Annotated in this window: 32 protein-coding genes; 8 read left to right on the top strand and 24 right to left on the bottom strand. The window is 40.0% G+C overall.

The window, feature by feature from the left end; all coding sequences use genetic code 11:
- Positions 1 to 393 precede the first annotated feature (393 nt).
- The gene (locus tag MHB66_RS06800) at positions 394 to 771 is read left to right on the top strand and encodes a hypothetical protein (RefSeq protein ID WP_034281609.1); all 378 of its coding nucleotides are present in this window, start codon (positions 394 to 396) and stop codon (positions 769 to 771) included.
- 47 nt (positions 772 to 818) lie between these two features.
- Here MHB66_RS06800 and moaD read toward each other — a convergent pair whose 3' ends face one another.
- From moaD to MHB66_RS06770, 6 genes are read right to left on the bottom strand one after another with little or no spacing between them, the layout of a single operon-like run.
- Complete coding sequence (gene moaD, locus MHB66_RS06795) at positions 819 to 1,052, bottom strand: molybdopterin converting factor subunit 1 (RefSeq protein ID WP_034281607.1); 234 nt, start codon at positions 1,050 to 1,052, stop codon at positions 819 to 821.
- Entirely contained in the window at positions 1,045 to 1,536 is a 492-nt protein-coding gene (locus MHB66_RS06790; RefSeq protein ID WP_034281605.1) for a molybdenum cofactor biosynthesis protein MoaE, read from the bottom strand. The genes moaD and MHB66_RS06790 overlap by 8 nt, the downstream gene beginning before the upstream one ends.
- Entirely contained in the window at positions 1,533 to 2,057 is a 525-nt protein-coding gene (mobB, locus tag MHB66_RS06785; RefSeq protein ID WP_034281948.1) for a molybdopterin-guanine dinucleotide biosynthesis protein B, read from the bottom strand. The genes MHB66_RS06790 and mobB overlap by 4 nt, the downstream gene beginning before the upstream one ends.
- Positions 2,039 to 3,316: a gephyrin-like molybdotransferase Glp gene (gene glp, locus MHB66_RS06780; protein ID WP_046310815.1), complete on the bottom strand. Its 1,278-nt coding sequence runs from the start codon at positions 3,314 to 3,316 to the stop codon at positions 2,039 to 2,041. Before glp ends, mobB begins: the two co-directional genes overlap by 19 nt.
- A gap of 9 nt (positions 3,317 to 3,325) precedes the next feature.
- Entirely contained in the window at positions 3,326 to 4,342 is a 1,017-nt protein-coding gene (locus MHB66_RS06775; RefSeq protein WP_046310813.1) for a thiazole biosynthesis adenylyltransferase ThiF, read from the bottom strand.
- Positions 4,343 to 4,371: 29 nt separating this feature from the next.
- Complete coding sequence (locus MHB66_RS06770) at positions 4,372 to 4,953, bottom strand: molybdenum cofactor guanylyltransferase (protein WP_046310811.1); 582 nt, start codon at positions 4,951 to 4,953, stop codon at positions 4,372 to 4,374.
- 85 nt (positions 4,954 to 5,038) lie between these two features.
- Between MHB66_RS06770 and MHB66_RS06765 the strand changes: the two genes are divergently transcribed.
- Complete coding sequence (locus tag MHB66_RS06765) at positions 5,039 to 5,956, top strand: hypothetical protein (RefSeq protein WP_046310808.1); 918 nt, start codon at positions 5,039 to 5,041, stop codon at positions 5,954 to 5,956.
- A gap of 47 nt (positions 5,957 to 6,003) precedes the next feature.
- On the opposite strand, the gene rok is transcribed toward MHB66_RS06765, so the two are convergent.
- The 3 genes from rok to ahpA all read right to left on the bottom strand — a co-directional run bounded on the left by rok (position 6,004) and on the right by ahpA (position 8,141).
- Entirely contained in the window at positions 6,004 to 6,576 is a 573-nt protein-coding gene (gene rok, locus MHB66_RS06760; protein WP_024426871.1) for a transcriptional regulator Rok, read from the bottom strand.
- Between the two features lie 481 nt (positions 6,577 to 7,057).
- The gene (locus MHB66_RS06755) at positions 7,058 to 7,516 is read right to left on the bottom strand and encodes a TlpA disulfide reductase family protein (RefSeq protein ID WP_024424727.1); all 459 of its coding nucleotides are present in this window, start codon (positions 7,514 to 7,516) and stop codon (positions 7,058 to 7,060) included.
- 82 nt (positions 7,517 to 7,598) lie between these two features.
- Complete coding sequence (gene ahpA / locus MHB66_RS06750) at positions 7,599 to 8,141, bottom strand: biofilm-specific peroxidase AhpA (protein ID WP_003211758.1); 543 nt, start codon at positions 8,139 to 8,141, stop codon at positions 7,599 to 7,601.
- 271 nt (positions 8,142 to 8,412) lie between these two features.
- On the opposite strand from ahpA, the gene MHB66_RS06745 reads away from it, so the two are divergent.
- Positions 8,413 to 9,222 carry a mechanosensitive ion channel family protein gene (locus MHB66_RS06745; protein ID WP_024424726.1) on the top strand — a complete coding sequence of 270 codons (810 nt, stop codon included), beginning with the start codon at positions 8,413 to 8,415 and terminating at the stop codon, positions 9,220 to 9,222.
- A gap of 22 nt (positions 9,223 to 9,244) precedes the next feature.
- On the opposite strand, the gene MHB66_RS06740 is transcribed toward MHB66_RS06745, so the two are convergent.
- The 14 genes from MHB66_RS06740 to fadH form a co-directional block, all read right to left on the bottom strand.
- Positions 9,245 to 9,487: a YkuS family protein gene (locus tag MHB66_RS06740; protein ID WP_024424725.1), complete on the bottom strand. Its 243-nt coding sequence runs from the start codon at positions 9,485 to 9,487 to the stop codon at positions 9,245 to 9,247.
- A 50-nt stretch (positions 9,488 to 9,537) separates the two neighbouring features.
- Positions 9,538 to 10,668 (bottom strand): N-acetyldiaminopimelate deacetylase, encoded by a 1,131-nt coding sequence (locus MHB66_RS06735; protein WP_034281599.1) that lies wholly within the window; start codon positions 10,666 to 10,668, stop codon positions 9,538 to 9,540.
- Between the two features lie 81 nt (positions 10,669 to 10,749).
- On the bottom strand, positions 10,750 to 11,460 hold the full coding sequence (gene dapD, locus MHB66_RS06730; RefSeq protein ID WP_008347987.1) for a 2,3,4,5-tetrahydropyridine-2,6-dicarboxylate N-acetyltransferase: 711 nt from the start codon (positions 11,458 to 11,460) through the stop codon (positions 10,750 to 10,752).
- A gap of 109 nt (positions 11,461 to 11,569) precedes the next feature.
- Positions 11,570 to 12,028 carry a flavodoxin gene (locus tag MHB66_RS06725; protein WP_024424724.1) on the bottom strand — a complete coding sequence of 153 codons (459 nt, stop codon included), beginning with the start codon at positions 12,026 to 12,028 and terminating at the stop codon, positions 11,570 to 11,572.
- A 16-nt stretch (positions 12,029 to 12,044) separates the two neighbouring features.
- Complete coding sequence (locus MHB66_RS06720) at positions 12,045 to 12,938, bottom strand: hypothetical protein (RefSeq protein WP_046312215.1); 894 nt, start codon at positions 12,936 to 12,938, stop codon at positions 12,045 to 12,047.
- Positions 12,928 to 13,404 (bottom strand): flavodoxin, encoded by a 477-nt coding sequence (locus MHB66_RS06715; protein ID WP_024426866.1) that lies wholly within the window; start codon positions 13,402 to 13,404, stop codon positions 12,928 to 12,930. The genes MHB66_RS06720 and MHB66_RS06715 overlap by 11 nt, the downstream gene beginning before the upstream one ends.
- Before the next feature lie 123 nt (positions 13,405 to 13,527).
- The gene (locus tag MHB66_RS06710; RefSeq protein WP_024424721.1) at positions 13,528 to 14,409 is read right to left on the bottom strand and encodes a LysR family transcriptional regulator; all 882 of its coding nucleotides are present in this window, start codon (positions 14,407 to 14,409) and stop codon (positions 13,528 to 13,530) included.
- A 96-nt stretch (positions 14,410 to 14,505) separates the two neighbouring features.
- Positions 14,506 to 14,949: a cyclic-di-AMP-binding protein CbpB gene (gene cbpB, locus MHB66_RS06705; RefSeq protein ID WP_024424720.1), complete on the bottom strand. Its 444-nt coding sequence runs from the start codon at positions 14,947 to 14,949 to the stop codon at positions 14,506 to 14,508.
- A gap of 147 nt (positions 14,950 to 15,096) precedes the next feature.
- Complete coding sequence (abbA, locus tag MHB66_RS06700) at positions 15,097 to 15,288, bottom strand: antirepressor AbbA (RefSeq protein WP_003210802.1); 192 nt, start codon at positions 15,286 to 15,288, stop codon at positions 15,097 to 15,099.
- A 149-nt stretch (positions 15,289 to 15,437) separates the two neighbouring features.
- A complete protein-coding gene (locus tag MHB66_RS06695) occupies positions 15,438 to 15,953 on the bottom strand; it encodes a ribonuclease H-like YkuK family protein (protein ID WP_024426864.1) in 516 nt (171 codons plus the stop codon).
- Positions 15,954 to 16,099: 146 nt separating this feature from the next.
- The gene (locus MHB66_RS06690; RefSeq protein ID WP_003212254.1) at positions 16,100 to 16,342 is read right to left on the bottom strand and encodes a DUF1797 family protein; all 243 of its coding nucleotides are present in this window, start codon (positions 16,340 to 16,342) and stop codon (positions 16,100 to 16,102) included.
- Positions 16,343 to 16,525: 183 nt separating this feature from the next.
- The gene (locus MHB66_RS06685) at positions 16,526 to 17,422 is read right to left on the bottom strand and encodes a manganese catalase family protein (RefSeq protein ID WP_046310803.1); all 897 of its coding nucleotides are present in this window, start codon (positions 17,420 to 17,422) and stop codon (positions 16,526 to 16,528) included.
- Positions 17,423 to 17,821: 399 nt separating this feature from the next.
- Positions 17,822 to 19,042: an EAL-associated domain-containing protein gene (locus MHB66_RS06680; RefSeq protein ID WP_046312213.1), complete on the bottom strand. Its 1,221-nt coding sequence runs from the start codon at positions 19,040 to 19,042 to the stop codon at positions 17,822 to 17,824.
- Positions 19,043 to 19,106: 64 nt separating this feature from the next.
- A complete protein-coding gene (gene fadH, locus MHB66_RS06675) occupies positions 19,107 to 19,871 on the bottom strand; it encodes a 2,4-dienoyl-CoA reductase (RefSeq protein WP_024426862.1) in 765 nt (254 codons plus the stop codon).
- Between the two features lie 138 nt (positions 19,872 to 20,009).
- Here fadH and MHB66_RS06670 point away from each other — a divergent pair, with 138 nt between their 5' ends.
- The 4 genes from MHB66_RS06670 (at position 20,010) to MHB66_RS06655 (ending at position 23,310) form a co-directional block, all read left to right on the top strand.
- Positions 20,010 to 20,867, top strand: a complete 858-nt coding sequence (locus MHB66_RS06670) for a metallophosphoesterase (RefSeq protein WP_046310800.1) — start codon at positions 20,010 to 20,012, stop codon at positions 20,865 to 20,867.
- A 156-nt stretch (positions 20,868 to 21,023) separates the two neighbouring features.
- A complete protein-coding gene (locus MHB66_RS06665; RefSeq protein ID WP_034623332.1) occupies positions 21,024 to 21,521 on the top strand; it encodes a L,D-transpeptidase family protein in 498 nt (165 codons plus the stop codon).
- A 73-nt stretch (positions 21,522 to 21,594) separates the two neighbouring features.
- Entirely contained in the window at positions 21,595 to 22,872 is a 1,278-nt protein-coding gene (locus tag MHB66_RS06660) for an MFS transporter (RefSeq protein WP_024426859.1), read from the top strand.
- 222 nt (positions 22,873 to 23,094) lie between these two features.
- Positions 23,095 to 23,310: a hypothetical protein gene (locus MHB66_RS06655; RefSeq protein WP_046310797.1), complete on the top strand. Its 216-nt coding sequence runs from the start codon at positions 23,095 to 23,097 to the stop codon at positions 23,308 to 23,310.
- Positions 23,311 to 23,449: 139 nt separating this feature from the next.
- Here the strand turns inward: MHB66_RS06655 and MHB66_RS06650 are convergent, their stop codons facing one another.
- Positions 23,450 to 23,881 (bottom strand): hypothetical protein, encoded by a 432-nt coding sequence (locus MHB66_RS06650; RefSeq protein WP_046310795.1) that lies wholly within the window; start codon positions 23,879 to 23,881, stop codon positions 23,450 to 23,452.
- Positions 23,882 to 24,196: 315 nt separating this feature from the next.
- On the opposite strand from MHB66_RS06650, the gene MHB66_RS06645 reads away from it, so the two are divergent.
- Entirely contained in the window at positions 24,197 to 24,658 is a 462-nt protein-coding gene (locus tag MHB66_RS06645; RefSeq protein ID WP_008356877.1) for a YkyB family protein, read from the top strand.
- Position 24,659: the final 1 nt, after the last annotated feature.

Here is a 24,659-nt window from a genome sequence, read left to right as displayed (position 1 = left end):
AAAATTTTATCTATTATTCTATTTTCACGAATGAAACCCTTCAAATGACCCCATGATCCGACCATATTCATATCAAGAATCGTGCTTTTACTGACTTAAAAACATTTTATTAAGTAAACAATATGTCTTTCGGAATAAATATCCTTTTCTTTTGGATTCGCATGGTCTTAGATAGACACAACAATTTTTTGTTAAAATAATCCTAGTAATTTGGACAAATCCCGGCTTTATAGGACTATGATTGGTTTCTTTTACAGAACAAATAAGTCTTTAGTATCAATACTTTCATATTAAAAAATTAAAAATAAAGGGATTTTACTTGATCAAAAGTTATTTTTTCATATAATGTAAAATAGAGGTAGGTTAAATGATAGTGGAAATGGAGTCAAGTGAATGTTAAGAGAAAAATTGAAAATGCAATTGATTTTACTGTATGAAAAGGAACAAGAAGCATGGCAATACTTTCGAAAGGAAAGAGAATCGATTTATCATGAGCTCAAATTACTTGATATGAAAGAAAGCAGACCTTCTAACGACAAAATATACTACGCTGCAAGATGTGTAGATATTATCAAAGAGAAAAAGGGAAGCATTGTGAGCACAAAAGAATTAAAGGAACAGCTTCAAGCCCAAACAGATTTCAATGTGAGACGAATCAGCGAATTGTATGATCTCATTCAGCAGCTCGATCCTCACATTTCTAAAGCAAGAAGGGGATGTTTTATTTACGAAGATCATACCCAAGTACCTCTACAAACTTTTCACACATAAAAAATTGGTTACAGCCGGGCGGCCATAACCAAATCCTCTAATATCTATTATCCACCACTTACAGGAGGAATGAGTGCAACAGTGTCCCCGCTACGCACTTCAGCATTTTCCCTCGTATATATTTCGTTGACTGCAACCATTACATTTTGTGCAGCATCAACACCATATACCTCCTGTAATTCTATTTTAATCTCATCAACCGTTGTTTGTTCTTTTTGAATGATGATTTGTTGTTTCCCGGCCTTCTCAGCAAGGCCGGCGAACAATAACACATTAATCATGCTGATCACCTTCTTTCTCTGCAAGTTGAAGATGGCTAGGTTTACCTTCTGGATATGAAACCGTTTCAAGCTGATTACCTATCCAGGCCTCTCCATCTTCCCAATATTCTTTTTTCCAAATAGGAACGATTTCCTTGATTCGTTCAATAGCATATTCATTGGCTTCGTAGGCAGCCTTCCTATGAGGAGAAGAAACGGCGATCGCAACAGCAATATCCGTTATCTCAAGTGTTCCAATACGGTGCACAATCGCTGCTTCAGTGTCAGGCCACCGATTCTTCATTTCTTGTCCAATCTGCCTTAGCATGCTTTCCGCCATTGGTATGTATGCTTCGTACGTTAAACGCAATGTTTTCTTGCCGTTTGTCCATTCTCTGACCGTCCCGATAAACGTTGTAATCGCTCCTGCCTTTCGTCTTGTCACATGCTGAATCAATTCGTTTACCTCAATCGGTGTTTTTGTTATTTTAAAAAGTTCGCTCAAAACGTGCCGCCTCCCTTCAATAAGTGAAAAGCAAATGTCATCCCGCGCTTATCAAAAGATGAAAACACAGGAAACGGGTAATTTTCGGTTAATGGATCCTCTTGAGAAAAATAAATAGCTGCTTGTATATTAGAAAGAGTTGAAAGGTCAATAAGCTCCTCTTCATTCTTTACACAAACGATTTTGCGATAAGTCGCCTGTTTGTACCCCTCTATGAGCACTGCGTCTAACGGAAGATGCTGACACATGCTGAGCAACTGCTCTAACGTGATGTGCTGCATCGAAAAGTGAAATTCACCCTCTCCTTCCACACCTGCGGCATATGCCCCTGCTTGTACATATCGATCGGTATCTTTTTCTTTGAAAAGACGATCTGGTGTCCCGCCATGTCCATGGTGTTTAAAGCAGCCTAGCTTCAGCCCTTCACGTTCAGCCAGCTGACAGAGCTTTTCGATCAACGTGGTCTTGCCGCTATTTTGATAACCGACCAGCTGTAATATGCTTAATTTGTCATCCAGCACGAGGAACCACCGCCTTTGTGCTGAAACAGCAGAACAGCAACTTGATCACCTGCTTGAAAACCTCTTGTTCCCCCAGGCAGCACGATGAAACAATCAGCCTCTGCAATAGAGGTCACTGCACTTGATTTATCAAGACCTGTCGGAGTCACACTGATGTGACTGCCAGTGAATTGAAGGGCAGCCCTAACAAAACGAGTAAACGGATTGGCTTTTGGAAAATCATGTGTGAGTTTCGCCTCAGCAAAAGCGGGAAATGGATTTTCTTTCATATACCATTTATAGATGATCGGCTTCACAAATAATTCAAAGCCCACAAAACAGGCAGCAGGATTTCCGGACAGCCCAAACAGCAATTGACCATTTGGCATTGCAGCAACAGTCGTCACACTTCCGGGTCTCATGGCTACTTTATTAAACAGGACCTTGGCTCCCAGTTTTTCATAAATGGCAGGCAGAAAGTCAAAATCGCCCACTGACACACCGCCTGTTGTGATCAGAATGTCTACCTTGCTTATGGCTGCTTTTACTGCATGATAACTTTTGTCAAAGTCATCGGAGACTCCGCCTAAATCAAGCGGCTCAGCTCCGGCCTCAAGTACCTGCGCATAGACCATACTAAGATTACTATTTCTAATCTTGCCGTCCACCATGGCATCACTTACTTGAAGAAGCTCTGTGCCTGTTGAGATAATGCCAATCACCGGTTTTTTGACAACTGGCACTACCGCATATCCGAATGTCGCCAATAGAGCCGTGACGCCAGGAGTGACATCTGTTCCTTTTTTGACCATCACGTTTCCTTTGAGTACCTCTTCTCCTTGACGAGAAATATTGTCTCCCTTTTTCAGCGGTCTTTTCAGTGACATGAATGATTTGCCGCCTTTTTCAAAAGTCTTCGTCAGTTCAATCATGATAACGACATTTGCGCCATTTGGAATTTTTGCTCCTGTCATAATACGAATGGCCTGAAAGGGACCGATGGTTTTTGCTGAGACCATTCCTGCACCAATATGATCAATGACTTCGAATTCAACTGGATGCTCGCTTGATGCTTCTTTTGTATCTTCTGCCCGAAGTGCAAAGCCATCATACGGAGAACGATCAAATGCCGGAACATCATGGTCTGCCAAAATATCTTCTGCAATAAACCGTCCAAGGCTGTCCTTTAAAGGGACCCATTCTATTTCTCCATGTTTTTCGTATTGGTGGACTTTCTTTATGGCCTCTTCTACTTGTATTGGCTGCCGTCTTTCCATCACACTTCACTCCTATATCCCTAGCAGTCTTGCTAGTAATGAATTGGCTTCTTTTTCATCGTTTGTTCCATGGATTAATGCACGTCCCCCTTTGAAACAGACCATTCGGTAATTTTCGTAGCGTACATGGATTAAGAAGTCGTTTACTTCCACCTCACATATAGATGAGAGCCGCTCTTTTATATGCTGAAATGATAGTTTTGCTAAATCCTTTGATACAATTTGAACGGTGTCACGTCCGCAAAGGACCGTCGATTTTTTACGCTGGTCATGTAAATAAGGATAGGTTCTTGCCGTGCCGCAAGTTGGACAGTCTTTCTGCTTCGTGCGAGATAAATCCATTTTAAAGGATGTAGACTGCCAAAGATCAAACGTGACAAATTTCCGCTCGATTTGCTCTTCATGACCTGTTAAATATTTGAGTGCCTCTGTTTGCTGATAAGCAGAAACCATTTGAACGGCAGGTGAAATAATCCCCGCTGTATCGCACGTCAAGCCGCCAACAGGCATTGCCGTGAACACACATGATAAACATGGCGTTTTATCCGGCAATATGGCCATATACATCCCCTGACTGCTCACACAAGCGCCATATATCCACGGCGTCTTTGTTTCTAGTGATAAATCATTCATGACCATTCTTGTCTCAAAATTATCTGTTGCATCAATGACGATATCTGCTCTCTGGAATAACGGCCTTAACAGCTCCGCCCCTGCATCTTCAATCAGGGCATGTATCTTCACTTCATGATTGATCTGCTCGAGACGTTTTTTTGCCGCTGCTGCTTTTGGCACATGCGCCTTTGCATCATGTTCCGTGTACAGCTGCTGCCGCTGTAAATTTGAAAATTCCACATAATCACGATCGACAATCGTAAGCGTACCGATGCCAGACCGAACAAGCCCTTCCGCAGAGGCGGTACCAAGAGCACCGGCTCCAACGATCAGAACATGACTTTCAGCCAGCCCATGCTGTCCTTTTTCCCCCACCGGAGGGAACAAGATTTGTCTTGAATATCGGTCATTCAATGCTGCTCTCTCCTCACCGTTTTTATGTATCATATCATACCGTTTTCAGGTAAATCGCTTCTTTTATTGATATTACGAAATTCGTTTGATGTCACGTTCAGTTCTTCCTCTGAAACGATGCGCACTTGAAGCTTTTGAAGCAAGTCTTTAATGGCTAATTGATTCTCTTTTAAACACGCGCGAATAAACGGCAGAGAGCGGCGGTGATAAAGCGCAAACAAAGGCTGTAATCTGCCCTCAACAAGCGGAATGATGGCGTCTGTGTGCTCGCTACAATAGGACGATAATACTTTCGCCGTTTCCTTCCGGATGAAAGGCATGTCACATGCCGTTACTAAATACCATTCTGCCTTTTGCTTTTGCATCGCCGTATATATGCCGGCAAGCGGTCCGCATCCGCGCACCTCTTCATCATCTAACCACACACTTTGTTCACCTCTTGCTTTGAAAAAAGGAAGAAGCGACGGATGGCTGATGATAACCGTCTGCCCTCCTAAAAGCTGCTCTTTCACATGCTCATATAATGGTTTCCCTTGATACATATGACTTGCCTTTGGCTCTCCAAAGCGTCTGGAAGCGCCTCCAGCTAAAATTACATTCACTACGTGCATCCTCTAAGTCCTCCTTTGATATGGTTGTTCTAATCGCACTCCTTTCGCATACTTTATTGGTAACATGAATAAGGAGGGTCTATCGATGAACAGGCGTCATGCTTCTCCCCTATTCCATGATTTATCTCAAGAGAATTTATACTTAAAAGCTGAAACTGCCAAATATCAACAAATGATCTCTGATTTACAGTCCTCATATACGTATTCTAAAAATAAGAAGTTAACTCAAGAATATCATGAGATGAAAAAGGATTTCACGCAATTAAAACAACAATTGGATGAAATGACCAATGATCAACACGATGCTGCCTCAAAAATACAGGATCTCTCCTACAGCAAATCAGAATTATTACATAAAATGGTCCTTCTCCATGAGATGCTGCAAAAGGAAACCTATCATAGAAGAAAAGAAACAGAAGAAAAACACAGGCTGCATTTGAAAGTTGTCAAATATAAAGAAATCTCTCAACAATTAAATGAACGGATAGAGGATCAAGATAAACGACTTGCAAAAGAGGAGAAAAAAGGAAATACTTTATCCGCAGTGATTGAGAAGCTGCAGCAAACATTGGGCAATAAAAACGCAGAGCTCCATGTATTACAGGAAGGCGTCAGACATCTTCAAGAGCGTTTTTATGAAACACAGGAGAAATTACTGCAAATTGAAAAAGCAAAAGAAGCGATTTTTTACGAAACGCTCACAAGCTATCAAAAACAGTTAGCAGAAAGCGAAGAATGGATTGCCTCTCATTTTGCTGATATTGACCAGTCAGCACAAACAAATGCACAGCCATTCTCACGAGACCGCATCCTGCAAACGACAGAAGAAATCGAACCGATCTTGAAGAAACTCAACGAACAAGTTCAAACACTTCAGGAACAAGTCGATGCAGTGCAGCGTAATGGAGAAGTCATGACAGTCAAAATCGACAGCTTCAAAAAACAGCGTGATCACCTGCCCAAGGAACGCAAAATTGTCTATACAGTTGATCAAAAGAAATAATTCTCAAAATAAAAAACTGCTGGCTTTTATGCCCAGCAGTTTTTTATTTATTCGTCTTCTGTTTGAATGTCACCTTCTAAAATATACTGTCCGCGATAAGGCTTCTTCACTTCAGGGTACATTTTAATTAAGCTTTGCATAAACGTTGTCATATTTGGGATTTCAAGACCGCTCTCTTTTTCGATCTCTTTTTGAAGCTCTGAGCTTTTAATCGCTGCATTATGACGCTTTAACGTTTTAATCGCAGCTTCACGAAGCTTCGCTGCCTTAGAGCCAGGACGAGCTGTGCCTCTTCTGCGTCTTGTCGATCCTTCAGGAATACCTACAGGCGCACCGTTTAGCTGTCCTGTTCCTAAAGATGATGATTGTGGTTGTGCCGGCTGCTGGTAGCTTCTCATTTCTTGCGCAGCAAGCTCAGCTAATACAGGCAGTGAATCCGTCTTTCTCTCTGTACGTACTTCTTTTTTTGTATCTGACACTAGACCTGTTCCTTGACGGTCTAATTCTCTTAATTTTGCATAAATCGCATCTCGCTCAATTTGATATTCACGGATGACCTTTACTTCTGCCTCGTTTAATTGTTCCAATCGTAAACGTAACGCTTCCCTCTCATTAAACAATGGATTTCCCCCTCATCATATAAAAAATATTCTATAGTAAATATTAGATTAGAAAACTAATTTTATCAACTATTTTTTTATCATTTTACAGTTTGCTAACAGATAGGTATTTTCAACTAAAATTTTGCCAAAGAGGAAAAATCGGCACCCATTTCATTGCCACTATAGGCTTTTGACAAACCTTAAAATATTGTAAAAAAATTGAATAAACGCTTATACTACTTGATTTATATAGTTATTTACCTAACTGAAATTTCTTTTGTGCAAAAACGTTCTGAATAGTAAAAAGTTAAAATCTTTACATTTTCATTTCAAAACAAAAATGTAAATAGGTCGTTATACCTTTTTGTTTCAGGGATATTTTTTAATAAACTCCCTCATTTTCTCTTTTCTTAGGAATAACACCTACATAAAAACTCATCCGAAGCCATATGCTTCCTAATTTTGTCCATGAAAAAACCCCCATTTATGGGGGAAAAGCTTATTCTGCAGCCTTTTCAGACTCAGAAAGCACTCGATTGACACGTTTTTCAAGCATTTTCATTCCGCTTCCGCCGGCTTGGAAGTGGCGCAAAGCACCTGTTTTATCAAATACATAATATGCCGGTACATATTCGTTTTCAAAGGCTTCTGTTAAGTGATGATCACTGTCCACAAAGATTGGCTGCGTGATTTCATGCTCTTTCGCAACTTCTTTGATTTTTTCTAGATCTAGGTCATCCTCTGAACGAGGCATATGAACTGCCACAACGTTTAATTGATCCTTGTATTCATCACGGAATTGATTGACTTGAGGCATTGCCTCTTTACAAAGATGACAGCTGACTGACCAGAAATGAATCAATGTTGGTTTATCACCAATCAAATCTTCTTTTGTTACTTCTCCATTTAACCATTCTTTTGCACCAGTTAGTTCTGGCATTGGTTGACGTAATTTCATTATGAAGCGCCTCCATCCATTGTATGTGTCGAAACAAAAAGGTCTAACATCAGTTAGACCCTCCTGTTTCTTCAGTTATCAATTAAAGTGTTTTTTGACCAGGTTTCCAGTTCGCTGGGCAAAGTCCACCAGTTTGTAATGCTTGAAGAACACGTAATGTCTCATCTACATCACGACCGATATTGTTGTGGAATACTGTTTGGTATTGTAGTTCGCCTTCTGGGTTAATGATGAATAAACCGCGAAGAGCAATTCCTTCTTCTTCGATTAAAACGCCGTATTCTCTAGATACTGTGTGGTTAGTATCAGCAGCTAACGGGTATTTTAATTCACCTAGACCATTATCTTTACGGTCTGTATTGATCCAAGCAAGATGCGTGTGGATTGTATCAGTAGATACACCAATGATTTCTGCATCTAAATCTTCGAACTCGTCATAACGATCGCTCATTGCTGTAATTTCAGTTGGGCAAACAAATGTGAAATCCATTGGATAGAAGAAAAGAACTGTCCATTTGTCATTCTTCATGTTTTCCTCTAAACTTACTTTACCAAATTCCTTGTTAGCAAGTACTGCTTCCATTTCAAAACGTGGAGCTTGTTTTCCTACAAAACGCTCTGCCATATGTAAATCCCTCCAAAAAATAATATCTTTATACAGTCTTCTTAGCTGTATATAAAATGAGAATCAAAACTTAAAATTCTCATTTAGTTAATAACTTCACAATTACAATTATAATACTTATGCGATTTTTAGTCAATATTAATTAATAATAAATTTAATTAACGATTTGTCACAATTCCTGCTCTACTTATCAAAAGTTTAACATGACTTGCATAAGGGAACAAATGATTAGCTTCTCTTTTAGAGCATACATAGAAAGGTTTTGAAGATTATGAGAGCATTTCAACAAGTAGATTGGGTTTCCATTATCCTCAATAGCAGTATGATTTTGCTAAAACTAGTCGCCATTTTTGCCATTTACTTTATCATCAGAGCCATAGGAAACAAGATGATTAAGCGCGCTTATTCAACATTCGCTGAAAAGCATGAGGTCTCTTTATCAAGAGCTCAGACACTGCAAAGTTTGACGTTAAATATTTTCGCCTACTTATTGATTTTTATTCTAGTTGTGATGATCCTCGACTTATTTCATTATAACCCGACCGCTTTACTGGCAGGTGCGGGCGTTGTGGGACTTGCGATCGGCTTTGGCGCTCAAGGGTTAGTGAGTGATATTGTGACTGGATTCTTTATATTATTGGAAAAACAATTTGATGTAGGAGAATATATAACGGTCGCTGGCTTCGATGGGATTGTCGAACAAATTGGCCTAAGAACCACGCAGCTTCGAAGCTTTGACGGCACCCTTCATTTCATTCCAAATCGCAGCATACTGAATGTAAGCAATCATTCAAGAGGGACGATGCAGGCACTCGTTGATATTGAGCTGTCACCGGATGAAAATGTGGATCAGATGATCACAGCCCTCCAAGCTGCCTGTGATGAGGTACGGGAGGAAACTCCTCAAATTATCGAAGGTCCTCAAGTTGTCGGCGTAGAGGCGTTCGGTTCCTCTTCCCTTGTGCTGCGCATCATAGCGAAAACTGAAACAATGGAGCAATGGCGAGTGGAACGAATCTTGCGCAAAAAAATGAAAGAAGTACTCGATATAGAAAAAGAGCAAAAAGAACCGGGATCATAATCTACCGGTTCTTTTTCTTGTTTTATTGAACACGCTGTTCTACTTCTTGGCAAATTTCATCAGCCGTCATACCTGATGCTGTAATAACAGATGCCTTTGTTGTTGTGTCTGAAATGCCAAGAACATTTGAATCTAGTCCTGTGACGACATAACAGTCACACTGATCCATTTGCTGTTCATTTTGAATACGTACGACATCATATCCTTTTTGCTTCAATAGTTCTTCTACATCGGATAAAGATTGTTCTACACCAATTCTTGTCATAATCAAGAACACCTCCTGTTCATAAGGTGTACAGGAGGCAGCTCGATTATTCATTCCCCAGCTTGCTTTTTAAAATAAGCCGTCATGACATTCACAGCTGTTTCAATCGCGTTTTCATCAGGCTGGAGCTTTGCATGGTGCAGGCCGTATTCTGAATCGACCCCTAACCAAAACATGAAGCCGGGATATTTTTTCAGCATGTAGCCAAAATCTTCTCCTGTCATGGCTTCTCTGCATTCAATCACATTTGCTAGCCCTTCTTCGGCTACATATGACATAAATTCCTCTGTCAAATCCTTTGAATTGTCCACTTCGTAATAAGAGGAAGGGTATTGAACGGTTGCCTTGCATTCGTAGCCAATTTCAACGCCTTTTGCCAATGCTTCAATTCGCTTTCTCACCTTGTCCATAGACTCTGGGGATAGTGTGCGAATGGTACCGTCAAGCTTTGCATGCTGCGCAATAATATTTTGAGCCGTTCCACCGGTAATTGTACCGACTGTAATGACCGCACTATCAAGGGGATCGACATTACGCGAAATGACCGATTGCAGCTGACCTACAAGTGCACTTGCAGCAACAACCATATCATTTGCTAAATGAGGATATGCAGCGTGTCCGCCTTTTCCTTCAAGCTCAATCACAAGCTCACTCGTATTGGCAAATAACAAACCAGGCTTCGTAGCAATTGTTCCAACAGGATATTCAGGTGCGATATGCAGCGCTGTAATAAAGTCTGGTGTCCATTTTTTCAATACATCACTTGCAAGCATCGGTTCAGCTCCGCCTGGCCCTTCTTCTGCCGGCTGGAAGATAAATAATACGTCTTCTTTGATCGGTTCATGAACGAAATGATCAATGATACCAAGTGCAATGGTCATATGAAGGTCATGTCCACATGCATGCATCTTTCCTTCATGCACAGATTCAAATGGATACCCTGTTTCCTCAGGAATAGACAGACCGTCCATATCTGCACGATAAGCAAATACGCGCGTTGGATTTGTTCCCTTCACTTTCACAAAAAGCCCAGTTCGCCACGTTTCAATCTCAACTCGATCTTTTGAATAGGTGCTAAGGTGCTGAATGAGATACGCTTGAGTTTTAAATTCTTGGAAACCAAGCTCAGGGATTTGGTGTAAATCTCTTCGAATGGATATTAATTGCTCACGATTTAACAAGTGAACTCACTTCCTTTCTTCTATACGAATAAGACGTGGATATCTCATCCACGTCTTTGTCTTCAGCTGCGAATTATATAATTAAAGCTGACGCAGTTCTTGTTTGATTTCAGTCTTACCTTTTGTTTTCTCATCAATGTCTTTGATTTTCTTAGCAGGTGTACCTGCTACAACTGTGTAAGGCTCTACATCGTTTACAACGATCGCACCAGCAGCTACTACTGCACCTTTACCAATTGTCACGCCTTCTAGAACAACAGCGTTCGCACCGATGACAACGTCATCTTCTACAACAACTGGTTTAGCAGACGGCGGCTCAATGACACCTGCAAGAACAGATCCAGCACCGATATGACAGTTCTTACCTACTGTCGCACGGCCGCCAAGCACCACGTTCATGTCAATCATCGTACCTTCGCCAATCACAGAACCGATATTAATAGAAGCACCCATCATAATGACTGCATTATCACCGATTTCAACTTGGTCACGAATGATTGCCCCTGGCTCAATACGGGCTTTAATGTTTTTCAAATCTAACATCGGAATTGCAGAGTTGCGGCGGTCATTTTCTACGACAACATCTTCAATTTTATCTTTGTTAGATGCTAGCGCTTCTTGAATTTCGCTCCACTCACCGAAAACAACTCCAGTGTTTCCTGTGATGAATGTTTTTGCATGTTCACCAAACTCAATACCTTCTAAGTCTCCTTTGATATAGACTTTGACAGGTGTTGATTTTGTACTATTTTGAATAAATGAAATAATTTCATTAGCGTCCATTTGTTTCATGTATGTATGTCCTCCTCTTAATTTATACTTCATTACTGTACCAAAGGAGTGTTTTAATGACAAGTGTTAGAGTCATCTCCGCAATGGAAAATAAAACAAGCGGGACCGATTATCCCGCTTCTTGCTGGTGAAGCTGAACAAATTGTCTGCCAAAAGAAATTAATTCGTCTTCTTCCTCCCCTTCTGGATTGAGCTCAATCTTAACTGAAGGCAGGACAATGTCACCGCCAAGCTCCTTCACTTTTTCTTCAATTAGGTCGACAGCTCCGCAAAAATGTTCGTAAGATGTATCGCCAGAACCAAATACTGCAAATGCTTTTCCCGTTAAATCAAGCTCTTCCATTTCTTCATATAAATCAATAAAATCATCCGGAAGATCGCCATCTCCCCATGTATACGCACCTAACATAATGTGCGAGTAATCATTGAGCAGCTCAGCATCAATATCCATCGCTTCATGCCGGTCTACGCTGGCTCCTGCTTCCGTTATACCTTTTTCAATTAAATCTGCCATCGCTTCTGTATTTCCAGACATCGTGGCATATACCAATAAAACCTTTTCTGTCACTTTTTCTTCCTCCTTATCAATGAATCAATGCAGGCTCCTCATATGGCCTGACAAACTTACTTTCATATAAACCCGCACAGAAAAAGTTTTCGTTTTGATTGGCTACACGAAAACCATGTCCTTTGATCGTATCAAACCATTTGAGCTCTTTTTGCTCAATATCAAGCTGATACACTTTAGAAAATCCGTGTTCGTCTTGTGAGGTGGTCACATACACAATGCCATTATCCTCTGACACATCCAAAAATGATTCTTCTCTAGCAAAGGCCTGTGATTGAATATCATGCAGAATATTTGTATGTAAATCTAAAATTTGAACAGATCCTTTTTTGCCTTTTTTTGAACCTAACGCACAAACAAGAAGATGTTCATGACAGAGCAGCATAGAAGCTGTCATGCGGTGCTCCTCTCTGTTTAGAAGAAAAATCTGTTCACTTTGCAAGTCATACACCCATATTCCTCCGTGAACCTCATGAATCTGTGTTCCAATATAAAGATGGTCACCTGCAGCACATAAAGAACGAATGACCGGCGGATGATTCACATGAGCAAATGGCTTCATAATTTCCCAGGAAATTCCGAAATCATTTGACACATAGATACTATGTTTTCCATGCGCACATACAAACCCATCTTTGCGTCCTGTAATAGACCAAACGACTGCATTTGTTGGGAATGAAGACAACGCCCATGTACTGCCTTCATCTCCTGATCTAATTACTGTGCCATTTTCACCAACACCGAATAAATAAGGGCCAATATAGCTGATCGCATGGATTTTATGCTTGAGCTTAAACAGCTGCTGCCATCCGCTTTCCACATTATAGTGAAAAATACCTTCACGTTTTACAGCAACAAAGTATCCACCGTTTTTAGATGCTGCAACGGCTGTTGCTCCTTTATGAAACATGATTTTCAACTCGTTTCTCAGACAAAGCAGCCCACGTTAAAAAGCTCGCTGCAAATTCCTGACAGCACGCCACATCTTCATCTGTATCCGGTGCAAGCTCCATTTTTAATGTTTCAGGAAAAACGGATGCACCCGTTGATTTCAGCATGTCATGGAATGTATGGACAGCCTCACAAAACTTCGGATAGCTGTAATCACCCGATCCAAAGACAGCTGCTTTGATGTGGCTAAGTTCAAGAGTAGAGACCTCTTCATAAAAATCCTCTGCTTCATAAGGCAAATCTCCATCACCCCATGTATAAGAACCAATGAATACGTAATCGTATGAGGAAAGGTCTTCTGCATTCGTATCATCAAATTCCATCATTTCTGTATCGATCCCTTTTCCTTCAAGTGTTTGCTTTAAGATTGCTGCCATATCTTCCGTATTTCCAGACATACTCGCAAATGCAATTAGTGCTTTCATCTATCGGTCACCTCATCTAAATGATAATCATTTTCAATTATTATATGTACACTTTAAATGATAATGATTTTCATTGTCAAATGATTTCATAAAAAAAAGTACCTCCCTATTCCAAGAAGGTACTTACACCGCATCATTTTCAAGCATTTCTTTAACCACACCGACAAAAGCTTGCACCTGTTTTAGCTGAAAAGACGCTTCATAGCCTAGCAGCCATGTGTCACGGCCGATTTGCTCTCCATTCACATCAACAAGCGGTGTTTTATAAACACTTTTTTCGTGGTCATATAAGGTAACAGAAGGCAAAATGGCGTAGCCGATGCCGTGGTAGGCCATTTGTTTACATGTTTCAATTTGGTCCACGAGAATCGTCTGTTTTGGAGACACTTTAAATTTTTGGTGCCACCAGTGCTGGATTTCCTGATAATATGTGCTGTCGCTTTTAAATTGGATAAATGGCCGCTCCGTCTTGATTAATTCATCTACGTCCTTGATCACGGAATCGACTAAATATAAATGATCTGTCATCAAGTATTCCTTTGTCCCCTTCCAATCAGGGTTACCGCGAATGATTCCTATGTGCACGTGGTCTTCATACAAGCTTTTGAGCATTTCACTGCTCCAGCCAGTAACGAGTGATACTTTGGCATTTGGATATTTTTCAACATACCGTTTTAACACCTTTGGCAGCCAGTGCTGTCCAATAATCGACGCCACCGCAAGCTTGAGTGTACCGTGAATATCACCCTCAAGTTCATCAATTCGCTCTCTCACTCGATCCTGTTCAACTGTCACCTCTTTTGCAAATTGAATAATCTGTTCACCTGCCGAGGTCACAGTCAGCCCCTTTTGTGAACGAAAAAAGATTTTGGTTCCCCATTCCTTTTCGATCGTCTGCAATCTTTGAGATAATGCAGGCTGAGAGACAAAGAGCCGCTCTGAAGCCTTTCTCATATTCAATTCTTCACTTAGCACAACAAGCATATGTAACTCCTGAAGCTGCATGGGCGTCCCCTTTCTCTCTATAAGTTTTTCTTATTTTATATGCTCATTATATAAATTTTAACTTATGAAGGCAAAAAAAATAAGCTGGGCTGCAGCTCATTTTTTTGCGGAATGAATGACCTCATTTAAGCGCTTTAATACAACTCGTCGAGTAAAAATGCCTTCAAAGACCTGCTCCTCATTTTCTACACAAACAAATCCATTATTCGTCACTGCGTGAACGCCTTTTAGTACAGGATCTGTTGTTTTAAGTCTCGGAATATCCTTCAGCATGACTTCTTCAACCTTCAACTGATCGAGCTTCTCGAATTCGATTCGTTCTAAACCGAAGATTTTATCCATAATCATATTCGTTCCAATTAACCCGTGTAAATGATAAGAAGCGTCTAATACCGGTATAGCTGTATATCCTGTTTTTGTTAGAACCAATAGGGCATGCTCAAGGTTATTTCCAATTTGAACATGTGCGACTTTATCTGCATCAATCATATGCTCGGCTACTGTGGACTCAAGCAATTGAGTCGGTTCTATCTCTATCATGTTTCTTCGACCCCTTTTCTCTCAATCATCAATCATACATTCCCCATTACGATTAAGCATAAACTAAAACGAATTTTGTCGAAAGATTTTTTTCTGCATAAAAAAGATACTCAGCCCCCGAGTATCTAATAGAATGTTAAACCAATATTAATTCTCAAACCTTACTCTGTCATACAATGTGATCAATTGCTTATACGTATTGTCGTCGACATTTTTTGTTCCACATTCTATATCATTGATCTCACTGCTTAGTAATTCGACAGCATATTCCTGATTCAGCAATACGTTTAATAATAGCTTTTTCTCTTCTTCATTAAAACGATTTTCGATGACGCTCATTCAACATCAGGCCCCCTGTTTCATATATGCTTTTATATTGATTAGCAGGCTTTTGAATGTCTGCTTCCTCTCTATACAGCTAGAATAAGGAACTAGAATCGAATCGTCAACCGCACGTTTCGACAAGGTTTGGAGAAAAATGACGGAATTTATTTTGTGTATCGATTGGCATAGCAAAATGCTGCATATGAGTCGGGTTTTATTTTTGCTTCAATTCCCATAGCTGTGATCATTCCGGTCATTTCCTGAATCAGCTCTTTCGTACTTCCTTTTTTGCCAATATCCAGATGGGCTTCAAAACGAAGGTCTGCCCCTTCCTCAGCAAACGGAAGAAGCAAATCCATCAGTTCTGTTAAAGGCCCCTCAAGGATGTCTGCACATACCTTTTGGCTAAACGCTGTCTCTAATGAAATTTTTTCTCTAAGACTTTGCACGGGTCTCTCGATCACTTGTTGTGTGAGACAGCCCCATGCTCCTTTGCCAATCCGGTGGAGATGAATTGCAGTCATAAATGTTGTGACATTTTGATTGACCTGAGAGTCCGTACCAATTGATAACACATAGGCGGATCTAGGGTCTTTTCGAATAAAGTCTTTCATTCTCATGACGACATCAGAAAACGCTAAATGATCTTCAGAAAGATTGTAGAAAAAAGAATCACTCACAGAAAGGAACTCCTTTTTAATGGTCTCTTATCCGAAAAATGCGCTGATTGATCATCTTCCATTTGTACATATCATCTATGATGATCCATGTATGCTGCCGCAATAAACGAAGGAATCCTCAGAAAAAACATTTCATACGATTCAGCTTAGGATTGTAGAAGCTCAAAAATCTCAATCGAAATCATATCAATGTTGTCAAATGGGAAAGTATTTGGCTTATCCCCTTGTTGAAAAACAGTCAATTCAAACGTTTGATTCTTTTCGAAATACTTAACACTACAGATTTTCTCACCGTTCACTTCGAAATAACGCTGTGCCGGCTCGTTTGCAGCTTCTGCTGTCTCTTGAAGACTTTGCAGCCTTGTAATGATACCCATTAATTGTGACATTCTAAAAAAAGACTCCTTTCAAAAAAACAACTCAAGATGAACCCGTATTGATTATACACAAGTCCTACAAAGCATCATACCATAAAGTGTTCTCAGATGATATTTTTCCTCTTGAATTCAAAAAAAGAAAAAGAATCTGTTTTTTTAGTTTGAGTCTTTTTTCTCATCTCATGCACCCTGATTTTATAAACCAGCAGATCTCATCAGCCGTTTCGCAATTTCATCAAAATCCTCTTTTGAAATGCCTGGAGCAAACTCTTCCGGTAATTCTCTATAATCTGGCACAGGTGCACCTTGCGGGGTGCCCTCAATGACTGTCAGCGGCTTTCCATCAATCGGATGGGTGCCTTTCCAAATTTTATTAATATCCTTGTAATCCGTATCACTAAATGTGTACAGCTTTGTATGAACATTCTGGTCTTCAAATTTCCTCGCTGAATCAAAGTATTTGTTGTCGAGATTTGGGATTGGCAGCATCTTCCCCACATCTACTCCTGTAGCGACTTCAAGTGCCTTTGCATATGCCACAATATGCACGCCGCCCCTGACAAGTAAATAACCGATCATCTCTCTTGCTGTAGGATGGTCCGTCATTTCATATACGCGCATTTTGTGCGTACGTGCTCCGCATTCAAGAAAGAAATTATGGAGAAGATCAAGAATGAGGTTGCCACTTGAGAACACATTCTCTCCGGTCCAAGGTTTTGCCATTGAATCAAACGGATAGCCTGTTTGGGCTGTTTGAATAAAATGCTGTGTATTTCGTTTATCGACAGCTGCCTTCATCGGCGTCGTATCTGGGTCCCCGCCATGGGTGGTTCCTGTAATCATGAGATTGATGGCTGTGGTTACAAGCTCAACATGACCGAATTCTTCAGCCGTAATACTGGATACGAGGTCATAAAACGGTTTAAGTTTTCGTTTTCCTCTAAAGTTAAAGGATTGAAACATGTAATTATTTAATGTGGACATTTCACCGAATTTTCCGCCGAGTAATTCTTGCACAGCAGCGGCACCATTTGCATCTGGGTGATCTGGCCTTGGCAAATCAATGAGCAGCCGCGTGTCACGTTTGATCATGATGTTTCCCTCCTACCGTCTAACTATCATCACTTAAGGTGTATGGAAGGTTTGGGCTGTCCTATGCATGAAGGGAAAGATTGAAGCACAAAAAAAACTTGGCGGGGGTAGCGCCAAGTTTTTTGGATCTTGATCTGATAGAGGGGTTGGGGAACAGAGAGTAGCTTCTCTCTATAACTAAATGATAATGATTATCAGTTTCATTGTCAACCATTTTTTATTTCTTTTTTCTATCAAAAAAAGCAGCCTTCAAGGCTGCCTTTTGTTTACATTTCAGTGTGATAGAAAACTTTTGAAGTCTAGGAAGGACGAGTACCGGAGCGGAGCGAATTATACATTCGTGAGCACTAGCACATAGGACTGACAACGAATGAGAGGGTTTGTCTTCACGCCGCATCTTCAAATTAATCCATCTTGCTCATATAAATAAGCATACGGAAGGTCTATAAACAAATACATATCTCCCTCTAAAGGATAAGAAAACGTACGTATCCTCTCACCGGTTTCTAAATCACTGTAAATATCGCTGAAAAATCCTTTTCCGCTAATTCTCATTTGAAGAATATTTGCTAGGAAATAAGGACGCCAGCTCCAGTTTTTTTCGATATACTCCGGCTGAAACAGCCATTCTTCTTCTTTTTTGAACACATTTCCAGTGATTTGAAAGCCTTCTTCATTACACATATAAATCCGGAAGCTGCAATCTGTTAGTTCGAGTGCCAGCTTTTGAATGAGCTCATCATTTGTACTGCACGATTTCTTTAAAGTCGTAACAGCTTGATGAATTCGTTTATAGAATGTTTCAGAATGTTCGTAGACCGCTTGCAGCTTCTTTTTCTCATGGGCAATAAATTGCTGGAATTCTTCTCTAAGCTGATCTTTTCGGTGGTTTCGGTCGATTAATTCTCGTGCAGGCTCATGAAGATAGAACCCTTGAAAATATCTCCCGCCATTTCTCCAAGCATACTGCAGCTGGAAATTTGCTTCAATATCCTCATAAATTAAGGCTGCTCCTATTTTTCTTGCAAGCAATGAAATGCTGTACAAGACATATTCATAGGAAGGAGATGGAGCCGATGCCTTTAATGCCTGTAAATCTATTTTTAATAAATCAGGTGAAAGCAAGGCAATCCGGTCAAGATTACTGCTTTCTTTTCCTATATTTGAGACGGCGATTTTAATCCCATATGTACGATAATACGTTAACGTATGGTATAGCTGTTCAATGTCGCCGCTAAACGTATGCTCTGCAAACTCAATAACAAACCGGTTAAGCTGAATGCCCCGTGCTTCATATTCCTTTAAAAGTTCTAAAAAGCTTTCTCCATGATCCAGCATGAGGATATTGGCATCATGATTAATAAAAATGAGCAAATCGTCATCTGCAGTTGTGAAGAGATCAAGTGCTTGAGTCAATACTTTGTGATCTACTTCCAATTTATATTCGTCAGGAATAGATGAATCCGTAAAGAAGGAGCCTAGGCTGACCGTTTCTGACTCAAGCTTCATTCTTCCTAGAATCTCATAGCCTATCACTTTTTGCTCTTCCGCACTGAATATTGCTTGATAGTGCGGGAAAACATCTTCAATATTCGTTAAAATATCCAATGGATCGACCATTTTCATCACCTGCTTCTCTCTTTGTGTGATTATACCACATCAAAAGCAGGTCTTACATCGTCAATCAAAATGGTGATTGGTTGAGCCATTGTCCCCCATCCATCGTGATACAATCTCCATTTATATAAGACGCATGCTCAGACAATAAAAAGCTCGCAAGCGCTGCAATTTCCTCAGGTGTGCCCAGTCTGCCAAGAGGAACACTATCTAATGTTCTTTGCGCTGCCTCTTCAGATTCCCATAGTTTATCTGCACCGCCTGTTCTCTCAATTGGACCTGGTGCGATCGCATTGACGCGAATTCGATATTGCTTCCCCCATTCCACAGCAAGCGTTCGAGTGAGAGACAACACACCGGCCTTTGCTGCCGCCGAATGCGCCACGCCTACACCAGCACCCCATGCATAGGTGGCCACCATGTTAATCATACTTCCCCTTTTCTTTTGACGAATCCAGTAATTCCCCACTGCATGGCTGCAAAAAAATGTACCATTTAACACAATATCAATGACAGCCTTCCAGCCGTTAGGAGACAGTTTTTCTGCTGGCACTAAAAAGTTTCCTGCTGCGTTGTTAATGAGGGCATCGACATCACCAAATGTATCCACTGCAAACTTGACCATTTGGTCAGCATCCTCTGGGTTTCGTACATCCATTTGGAAATAAGCGACCGATCCGCCCTTCTGCTTCATTTCTTTTGCCGTTTTTTCCAGCGTCTCTTCCGTTCTACCAGTAATCACGACATTCCAGCCTTCAGCTGCCAAATGAGCAGCCATCGCCTTCCCCATACCGCTTGATCCCCCTGTGACAATCACTGTTTGTTTCGTCATTTGTTCTCCCCCTCTGTGTCATTTGAATGACTATTCATTCATTATTGTCTATCATATCATGATTGACCCTCGGTGCACCATATGGGAGATTATCCAAATATGATGCTATACTTAATTTTATTTATAAAGGAGTCTTATATGAAGCAGCTTTCCCGCAGACAATTTTTAAAAGGAGCAGCTGGTGCGAGTATTCTCGGTTTTTTGGCTACAAGTTGTGGATATGGATATGCCAGGTACATTGAGCCGCGCATGATCGATACCGTGTCACTGACCATTCAAGATGCTCAGCTTCCAGCTTCATTTGACCAGTTTAAAATAGCCCAATTTAGTGACGTTCATTTGAGTGATACATTCGCTGCGAAGAATCTAGAAGCCATCGTCCAGAAAATCAATGCTGCATGTCCAGATCTCATTGTGTTCACAGGTGATCTCGTTGATTTTCAAGCATCCTCTGAAGAGCATGAAAAAGCGAAGGCTTATTTGAATAAGCTTCATGCTCCGTTCGGTAAGCTTGCCATCTACGGAAATCATGACTACGGACCATTTGGCGTGGAGCTCTATGAGAAAACAATGGAGGCTTGTGGATTTACTTTATGTAAAAATGATGTGTTTCTATTAGAAAAAGATCATGCGCATATTCAGATTGCTTCACTGGATGATCTCATGATGAGCGTGCCTGATTACGATTTGATCAAACGGGAAGTATCAACTGATTTATTTACATTACTGCTCGTCCATGAGCCTGATGCCGCATTAGAGCTGAAAACCACATCTATTAACTTGCAGCTTTCCGGGCATACGCATGGCGGTCAAGTGCAGCTGCCTTTCTATGGACCGATTCTCACAGCACCTTACGGCCGTACATATGTAGAAGGTTTATACGGCAGTGATCAGCACCGAATCTATGTCAACCGTGGACTTGGAACAACGCGGCTGCCGCTTCGGTTTTTAGCCAAACCCGAGTTAACCTTTTTTACCTTGACATCTCGCGTATAAATAGAAGCCAAACCGCCCTCTCCTGCATATGTATAATCAAAGATCTTTCTCATGACAAATGTTAGGAGAAACCTTACGGGGCCTGATTCCGTCCATATAGTATGTCAAGCGACGGCATCATGGCTTCTTTTATTTGAGTAAAAGGAGTGTGCTTTGGTGCTTCGATACACGGTGAAAAGCGGGGAAACCCTTGCTTCTATAGCACTTGATTTTCGAACAACAACAGATGCCTTAAAGGCTGCAAATCCGTCACTTCAAGCTCGCGAGCCCGAACAAAATGAGGTCATCATTATTCCTGGTTTGCCGGATCCTAATACGATCCCTTACCGCATCTTTGTTTCGATTTCAACGAAACGTCTTGTTTTGTTTTCTGGATCACAGCTTATTCGTTCGTATCCGATTGCAACAGGGAAAATTTTAAATATGACACCGACAGGTTCTTATTATATTGTCAACAGACAGCCAAACCCAGGAGGTCCCTTTGGCGCTTATTGGCTGAGCCTCTCAAAAATTCATTACGGCATTCACGGTACGAATAACCCGTCTTCAATTGGTAAAGCTGTTTCTAGAGGATGCATTCGCATGTATAATCAGAATGTCATCGAGCTTGCTTCACTCGTTCCAAACGGAACACCTGTGACCATTAGCCAGTAGATGAAATCAATTGTACGAATGGTTAAAATTTTATATGATATAAAGTGGGATCTTCAGGTTAAGGAGCGTATTTATGGATATTTTTAAAAACAGAAATTTTGTTCGTCTCTTTTTTGCGGCACTTGCTTCGCAAATGGGGACAACAGTAGGCAATATGGCGTTTGCCTTTTATTTGCTCGACCATTTTAGTCATCAGCCCGCATACGCCACATTGGCTGAGCTTATGTATTCTCTTCCTACTGTCTTTGTCTTTTTTATGGTCGGTGTGGTCGCAGACCGGTTTGATCGTAAAAAAGTCGCAGAGAATTGTGATTGGATACGAGCTGGGCTGACGATTGTATTATTCATCGTGATTTATTTTAATTCACTGCCACTTATTTTCTTGATCTTGTTTATTCGAAGTGCCATTACGAAATTCTTCTATCCAGCTGAAGCTTCTCTCGTTCAGGCCATTTTAAATAAAGATCAATATGCAAAAGCCGCTGGCTTAAATCAAATGCTGTTTAGTTTATTTATGGTATTTGGCGTTGGACTCGGTGCCATTATGTATAAAACGATTGGTCTTCACGGTGCCATTACAATTGATTTAGTCAGCTTTATTATTTCAGGCATCCTGATTCGTTCATGTAACATTCCAATTGAAGCGCGTCAGCCAAATGGACAAGCTGGCTGGAGAGGCATGACCATTAAAACGTCTCTGAAAGATTTTAAAGAAGGCATACTGTATATTTTAAAAAACAAATTATTGGCTTCTTTAATTTTTGGCTTTTTTGTTTTCGGTCTAGTCAATGGCGCATTTGCCGTTCTTCCGATGTTTACAATGAAATATGGACTTTCACCAGACCATTTTGAGCTGCATACATCCTTCTTTACAATTGCGATCGGTGCAGGATTGCTCGTTGGAAGCTTAATGGGCTCTGTCCTCGCTAAGAAGGTAAAGATGCAATATCTCATGTCGATTCCAATTCTGGTCGCAGGTATTTTGATTTTTGTCCTTGGTTCTACCCATACATTATGGTTGTTTTATGTCACATCATTTGTCATTGGTACATGCATTGGCCCAGTCAACATTGTCATTGGCGGCTGGCTGCCTAGAATCGTCCACCCTCGCCTGATGGGCCGTGTGTCAGGATGGGTTGATCCGCTTACTATGTTTGCTCAATCGATGACATTAGGTCTGATTGCTGTATTATTTCCAAAACTCATCACAAATGTTTCTTATATTTATTACGGAATGGGCTTTATTATTTTACTCGTTTTCCTTTTTTACTTCATTACACTGCCAAAGTTCAGCAGAGAAGCTGCCGACTTAGACGTGCAGCGTGAACTAAAGGGTCAAGGAGTTCAATAAATGAATAGTCAAAAGGACTTTCTTTATAAAGAAAGTCTTTTTTTCATTTTTATCATATCTTGCAGCACTAAACCCTCCATCGATATAGTATCTCTCGTTATGTTGATCCCTTTTTTTGGGTTTTGATATAACAAAAATGTGTATAAAATTACAACATTTTTAATAAAATCCCTTTACATTTGGAAGTTTTATAGTAGGATAGTTAGGTTGGAGGTGAAAGAAATGCTAAAAAGCTACTATTTTATTCATACAAAAGATCAACAGGGACAATTTGTTGTACATACAGAAGATTGTGCATTTTTAGGTGATGCTGCAAGCCGAACGTTGATTGGCCTGCATATGAATGGTGAAAGCGCCATTGAAGAAGCCAAACAATTGACGAATGAAGCTGATTTTAATGGATGTTTCTATTGCGCTTATTCTATTCATACAAAATAAAACATGATGTTATGTTTGTCTTACATATGATAAATCTGCAGTCATCTAAACCTATTTAACTTTAATTTGTAAAATAAAAATTCTCCCTATTAAAGGGAGAATGAATTATATATATAAGTTATTAACTTTTATGAGGTTTCTAACGTTTTTTTATATTAATTGTTTTAGATTGTACATACCCTAGATCTTTACCATTCTTACTAGATAAATCGACATGTACAACAGCTTCATATCCTCTATGTTTGTATTCTGGTAGATTTAAGCTTAATTTTTTCAGCGGGGTTTTATATTTAAAACTCCCTCTTTCAAATTTTGCGGTATATGTATAGAGTCCGATTGGGGACAAATGAGCATCATATCTTAGTTCACCACATTTACCATTTTGTTCAATTGTAAAATCAACAGTTTTAGCTTTTTTAGAATAATTGGTAGCATCTGTCCATACTCTTACCTTACATGTAGATTTAGCAAAATAAGGGGTTTGCCAATTGCTAGTAGCAGCTGATGCATCGATAGAAAAAAAGATTGATACACATAAAAATACAAACGATATTACTAGTCTTAACTTCATAAAATCACCCTTTTTTTAAAATATATAGAAATTATATAATATTATTACATTTTGATCAACAATTCTTTCTGAATTACAATATACAAAAACGTTTTCAAAATTATTTATTCAATTTTCATATTATAAATAATTTTTTCGTATTTAATCCCATTTTGTTTCTATAATAAACATCAAAGTCATGTTCATAATTTAAAAAAAATGCCGACCAAGTCCAATACATATATCACTTTTAACCATAACCCTATTTGCAATTTACTAATAAAAACGTATAATTTATACTAAGCACAGGAAGACGAAAGACAAAGGAGAGAAAAAATGGACGATTATGCTCATACTAAAGACATAGAACCTACAGCAGAAAACATCGCAAAAGCCATTTATACTGTTAACCGCCATGCTAAAACCGCACCAAACCCCAAGTTTCTTTATCTTTTGAAAAAACGCGCGCTGCAAAAACTATTGCAAGAAGGTAAAGGAAGAAAAGTGGGCCTACATTTCTCTAACAATCCCAAGTATAGTCAACAACAGTCCGACGTGCTGATTGAAATTGGAGATTATTATTTTCACCTGCCACCAACGAAAGAAGACTTCGAATTTTTGCCACACTTAGGAAATTTAAATCAATCATATCGCAATCCGAAAGCGAATATGTCATTAAACCGAGCAAAGCAAATACTTCAAACGTATGTCGGTTTAAAAGAAAAACCTGCCGCCACAAAACAAAAATCACATTACACAAAGCCCGTCTTCAAACGACTCGGGGAAAGTTATTTTTAAA

Source organism: Bacillus sp. FSL L8-0167, assembly GCF_038630295.1.
In the GTDB taxonomy this organism is placed as follows: Bacteria; Bacillota; Bacilli; order Bacillales; family Bacillaceae; genus Bacillus; species Bacillus safensis.
The sequence above is the reverse complement of the archived record's forward strand: the minus strand, read 5'-3'. Positions and strand labels throughout refer to the sequence as shown.

Coding starts and splice junctions, on each gene's coding strand:
- MHB66_RS06800 (WP_034281609.1), top strand. CDS start 394: ATGTTAAGAGAAAAATTGAAAATGCAATTGATTTTACTGTATGAAAAG.
- moaD (WP_034281607.1), bottom strand. CDS start 1,052: ATGATTAATGTGTTATTGTTCGCCGGCCTTGCTGAGAAGGCCGGGAAA.
- MHB66_RS06770 (WP_046310811.1), bottom strand. CDS start 4,953: ATGCACGTAGTGAATGTAATTTTAGCTGGAGGCGCTTCCAGACGCTTT.
- MHB66_RS06765 (WP_046310808.1), top strand. CDS start 5,039: ATGAACAGGCGTCATGCTTCTCCCCTATTCCATGATTTATCTCAAGAG.
- MHB66_RS06755 (WP_024424727.1), bottom strand. CDS start 7,516: ATGAAATTACGTCAACCAATGCCAGAACTAACTGGTGCAAAAGAATGG.
- ahpA (WP_003211758.1), bottom strand. CDS start 8,141: ATGGCAGAGCGTTTTGTAGGAAAACAAGCTCCACGTTTTGAAATGGAA.
- MHB66_RS06745 (WP_024424726.1), top strand. CDS start 8,413: ATGAGAGCATTTCAACAAGTAGATTGGGTTTCCATTATCCTCAATAGC.
- MHB66_RS06740 (WP_024424725.1), bottom strand. CDS start 9,487: ATGACAAGAATTGGTGTAGAACAATCTTTATCCGATGTAGAAGAACTA.
- dapD (WP_008347987.1), bottom strand. CDS start 11,460: ATGAAACAAATGGACGCTAATGAAATTATTTCATTTATTCAAAATAGT.
- MHB66_RS06720 (WP_046312215.1), bottom strand. CDS start 12,938: ATGTTTCATAAAGGAGCAACAGCCGTTGCAGCATCTAAAAACGGTGGA.
- MHB66_RS06715 (WP_024426866.1), bottom strand. CDS start 13,404: ATGAAAGCACTAATTGCATTTGCGAGTATGTCTGGAAATACGGAAGAT.
- MHB66_RS06710 (WP_024424721.1), bottom strand. CDS start 14,409: ATGCAGCTTCAGGAGTTACATATGCTTGTTGTGCTAAGTGAAGAATTG.
- cbpB (WP_024424720.1), bottom strand. CDS start 14,949: ATGATAGAGATAGAACCGACTCAATTGCTTGAGTCCACAGTAGCCGAG.
- abbA (WP_003210802.1), bottom strand. CDS start 15,288: ATGAGCGTCATCGAAAATCGTTTTAATGAAGAAGAGAAAAAGCTATTA.
- MHB66_RS06690 (WP_003212254.1), bottom strand. CDS start 16,342: ATGTCACAATTAATGGGTATCATTACAAGGCTGCAAAGTCTTCAAGAG.
- MHB66_RS06685 (WP_046310803.1), bottom strand. CDS start 17,422: ATGATCAAACGTGACACGCGGCTGCTCATTGATTTGCCAAGGCCAGAT.
- MHB66_RS06680 (WP_046312213.1), bottom strand. CDS start 19,042: ATGGTCGATCCATTGGATATTTTAACGAATATTGAAGATGTTTTCCCG.
- fadH (WP_024426862.1), bottom strand. CDS start 19,871: ATGACGAAACAAACAGTGATTGTCACAGGGGGATCAAGCGGTATGGGG.
- MHB66_RS06670 (WP_046310800.1), top strand. CDS start 20,010: ATGAAGCAGCTTTCCCGCAGACAATTTTTAAAAGGAGCAGCTGGTGCG.
- MHB66_RS06660 (WP_024426859.1), top strand. CDS start 21,595: ATGGATATTTTTAAAAACAGAAATTTTGTTCGTCTCTTTTTTGCGGCA.
- MHB66_RS06655 (WP_046310797.1), top strand. CDS start 23,095: ATGCTAAAAAGCTACTATTTTATTCATACAAAAGATCAACAGGGACAA.
- MHB66_RS06650 (WP_046310795.1), bottom strand. CDS start 23,881: ATGAAGTTAAGACTAGTAATATCGTTTGTATTTTTATGTGTATCAATC.
- MHB66_RS06645 (WP_008356877.1), top strand. CDS start 24,197: ATGGACGATTATGCTCATACTAAAGACATAGAACCTACAGCAGAAAAC.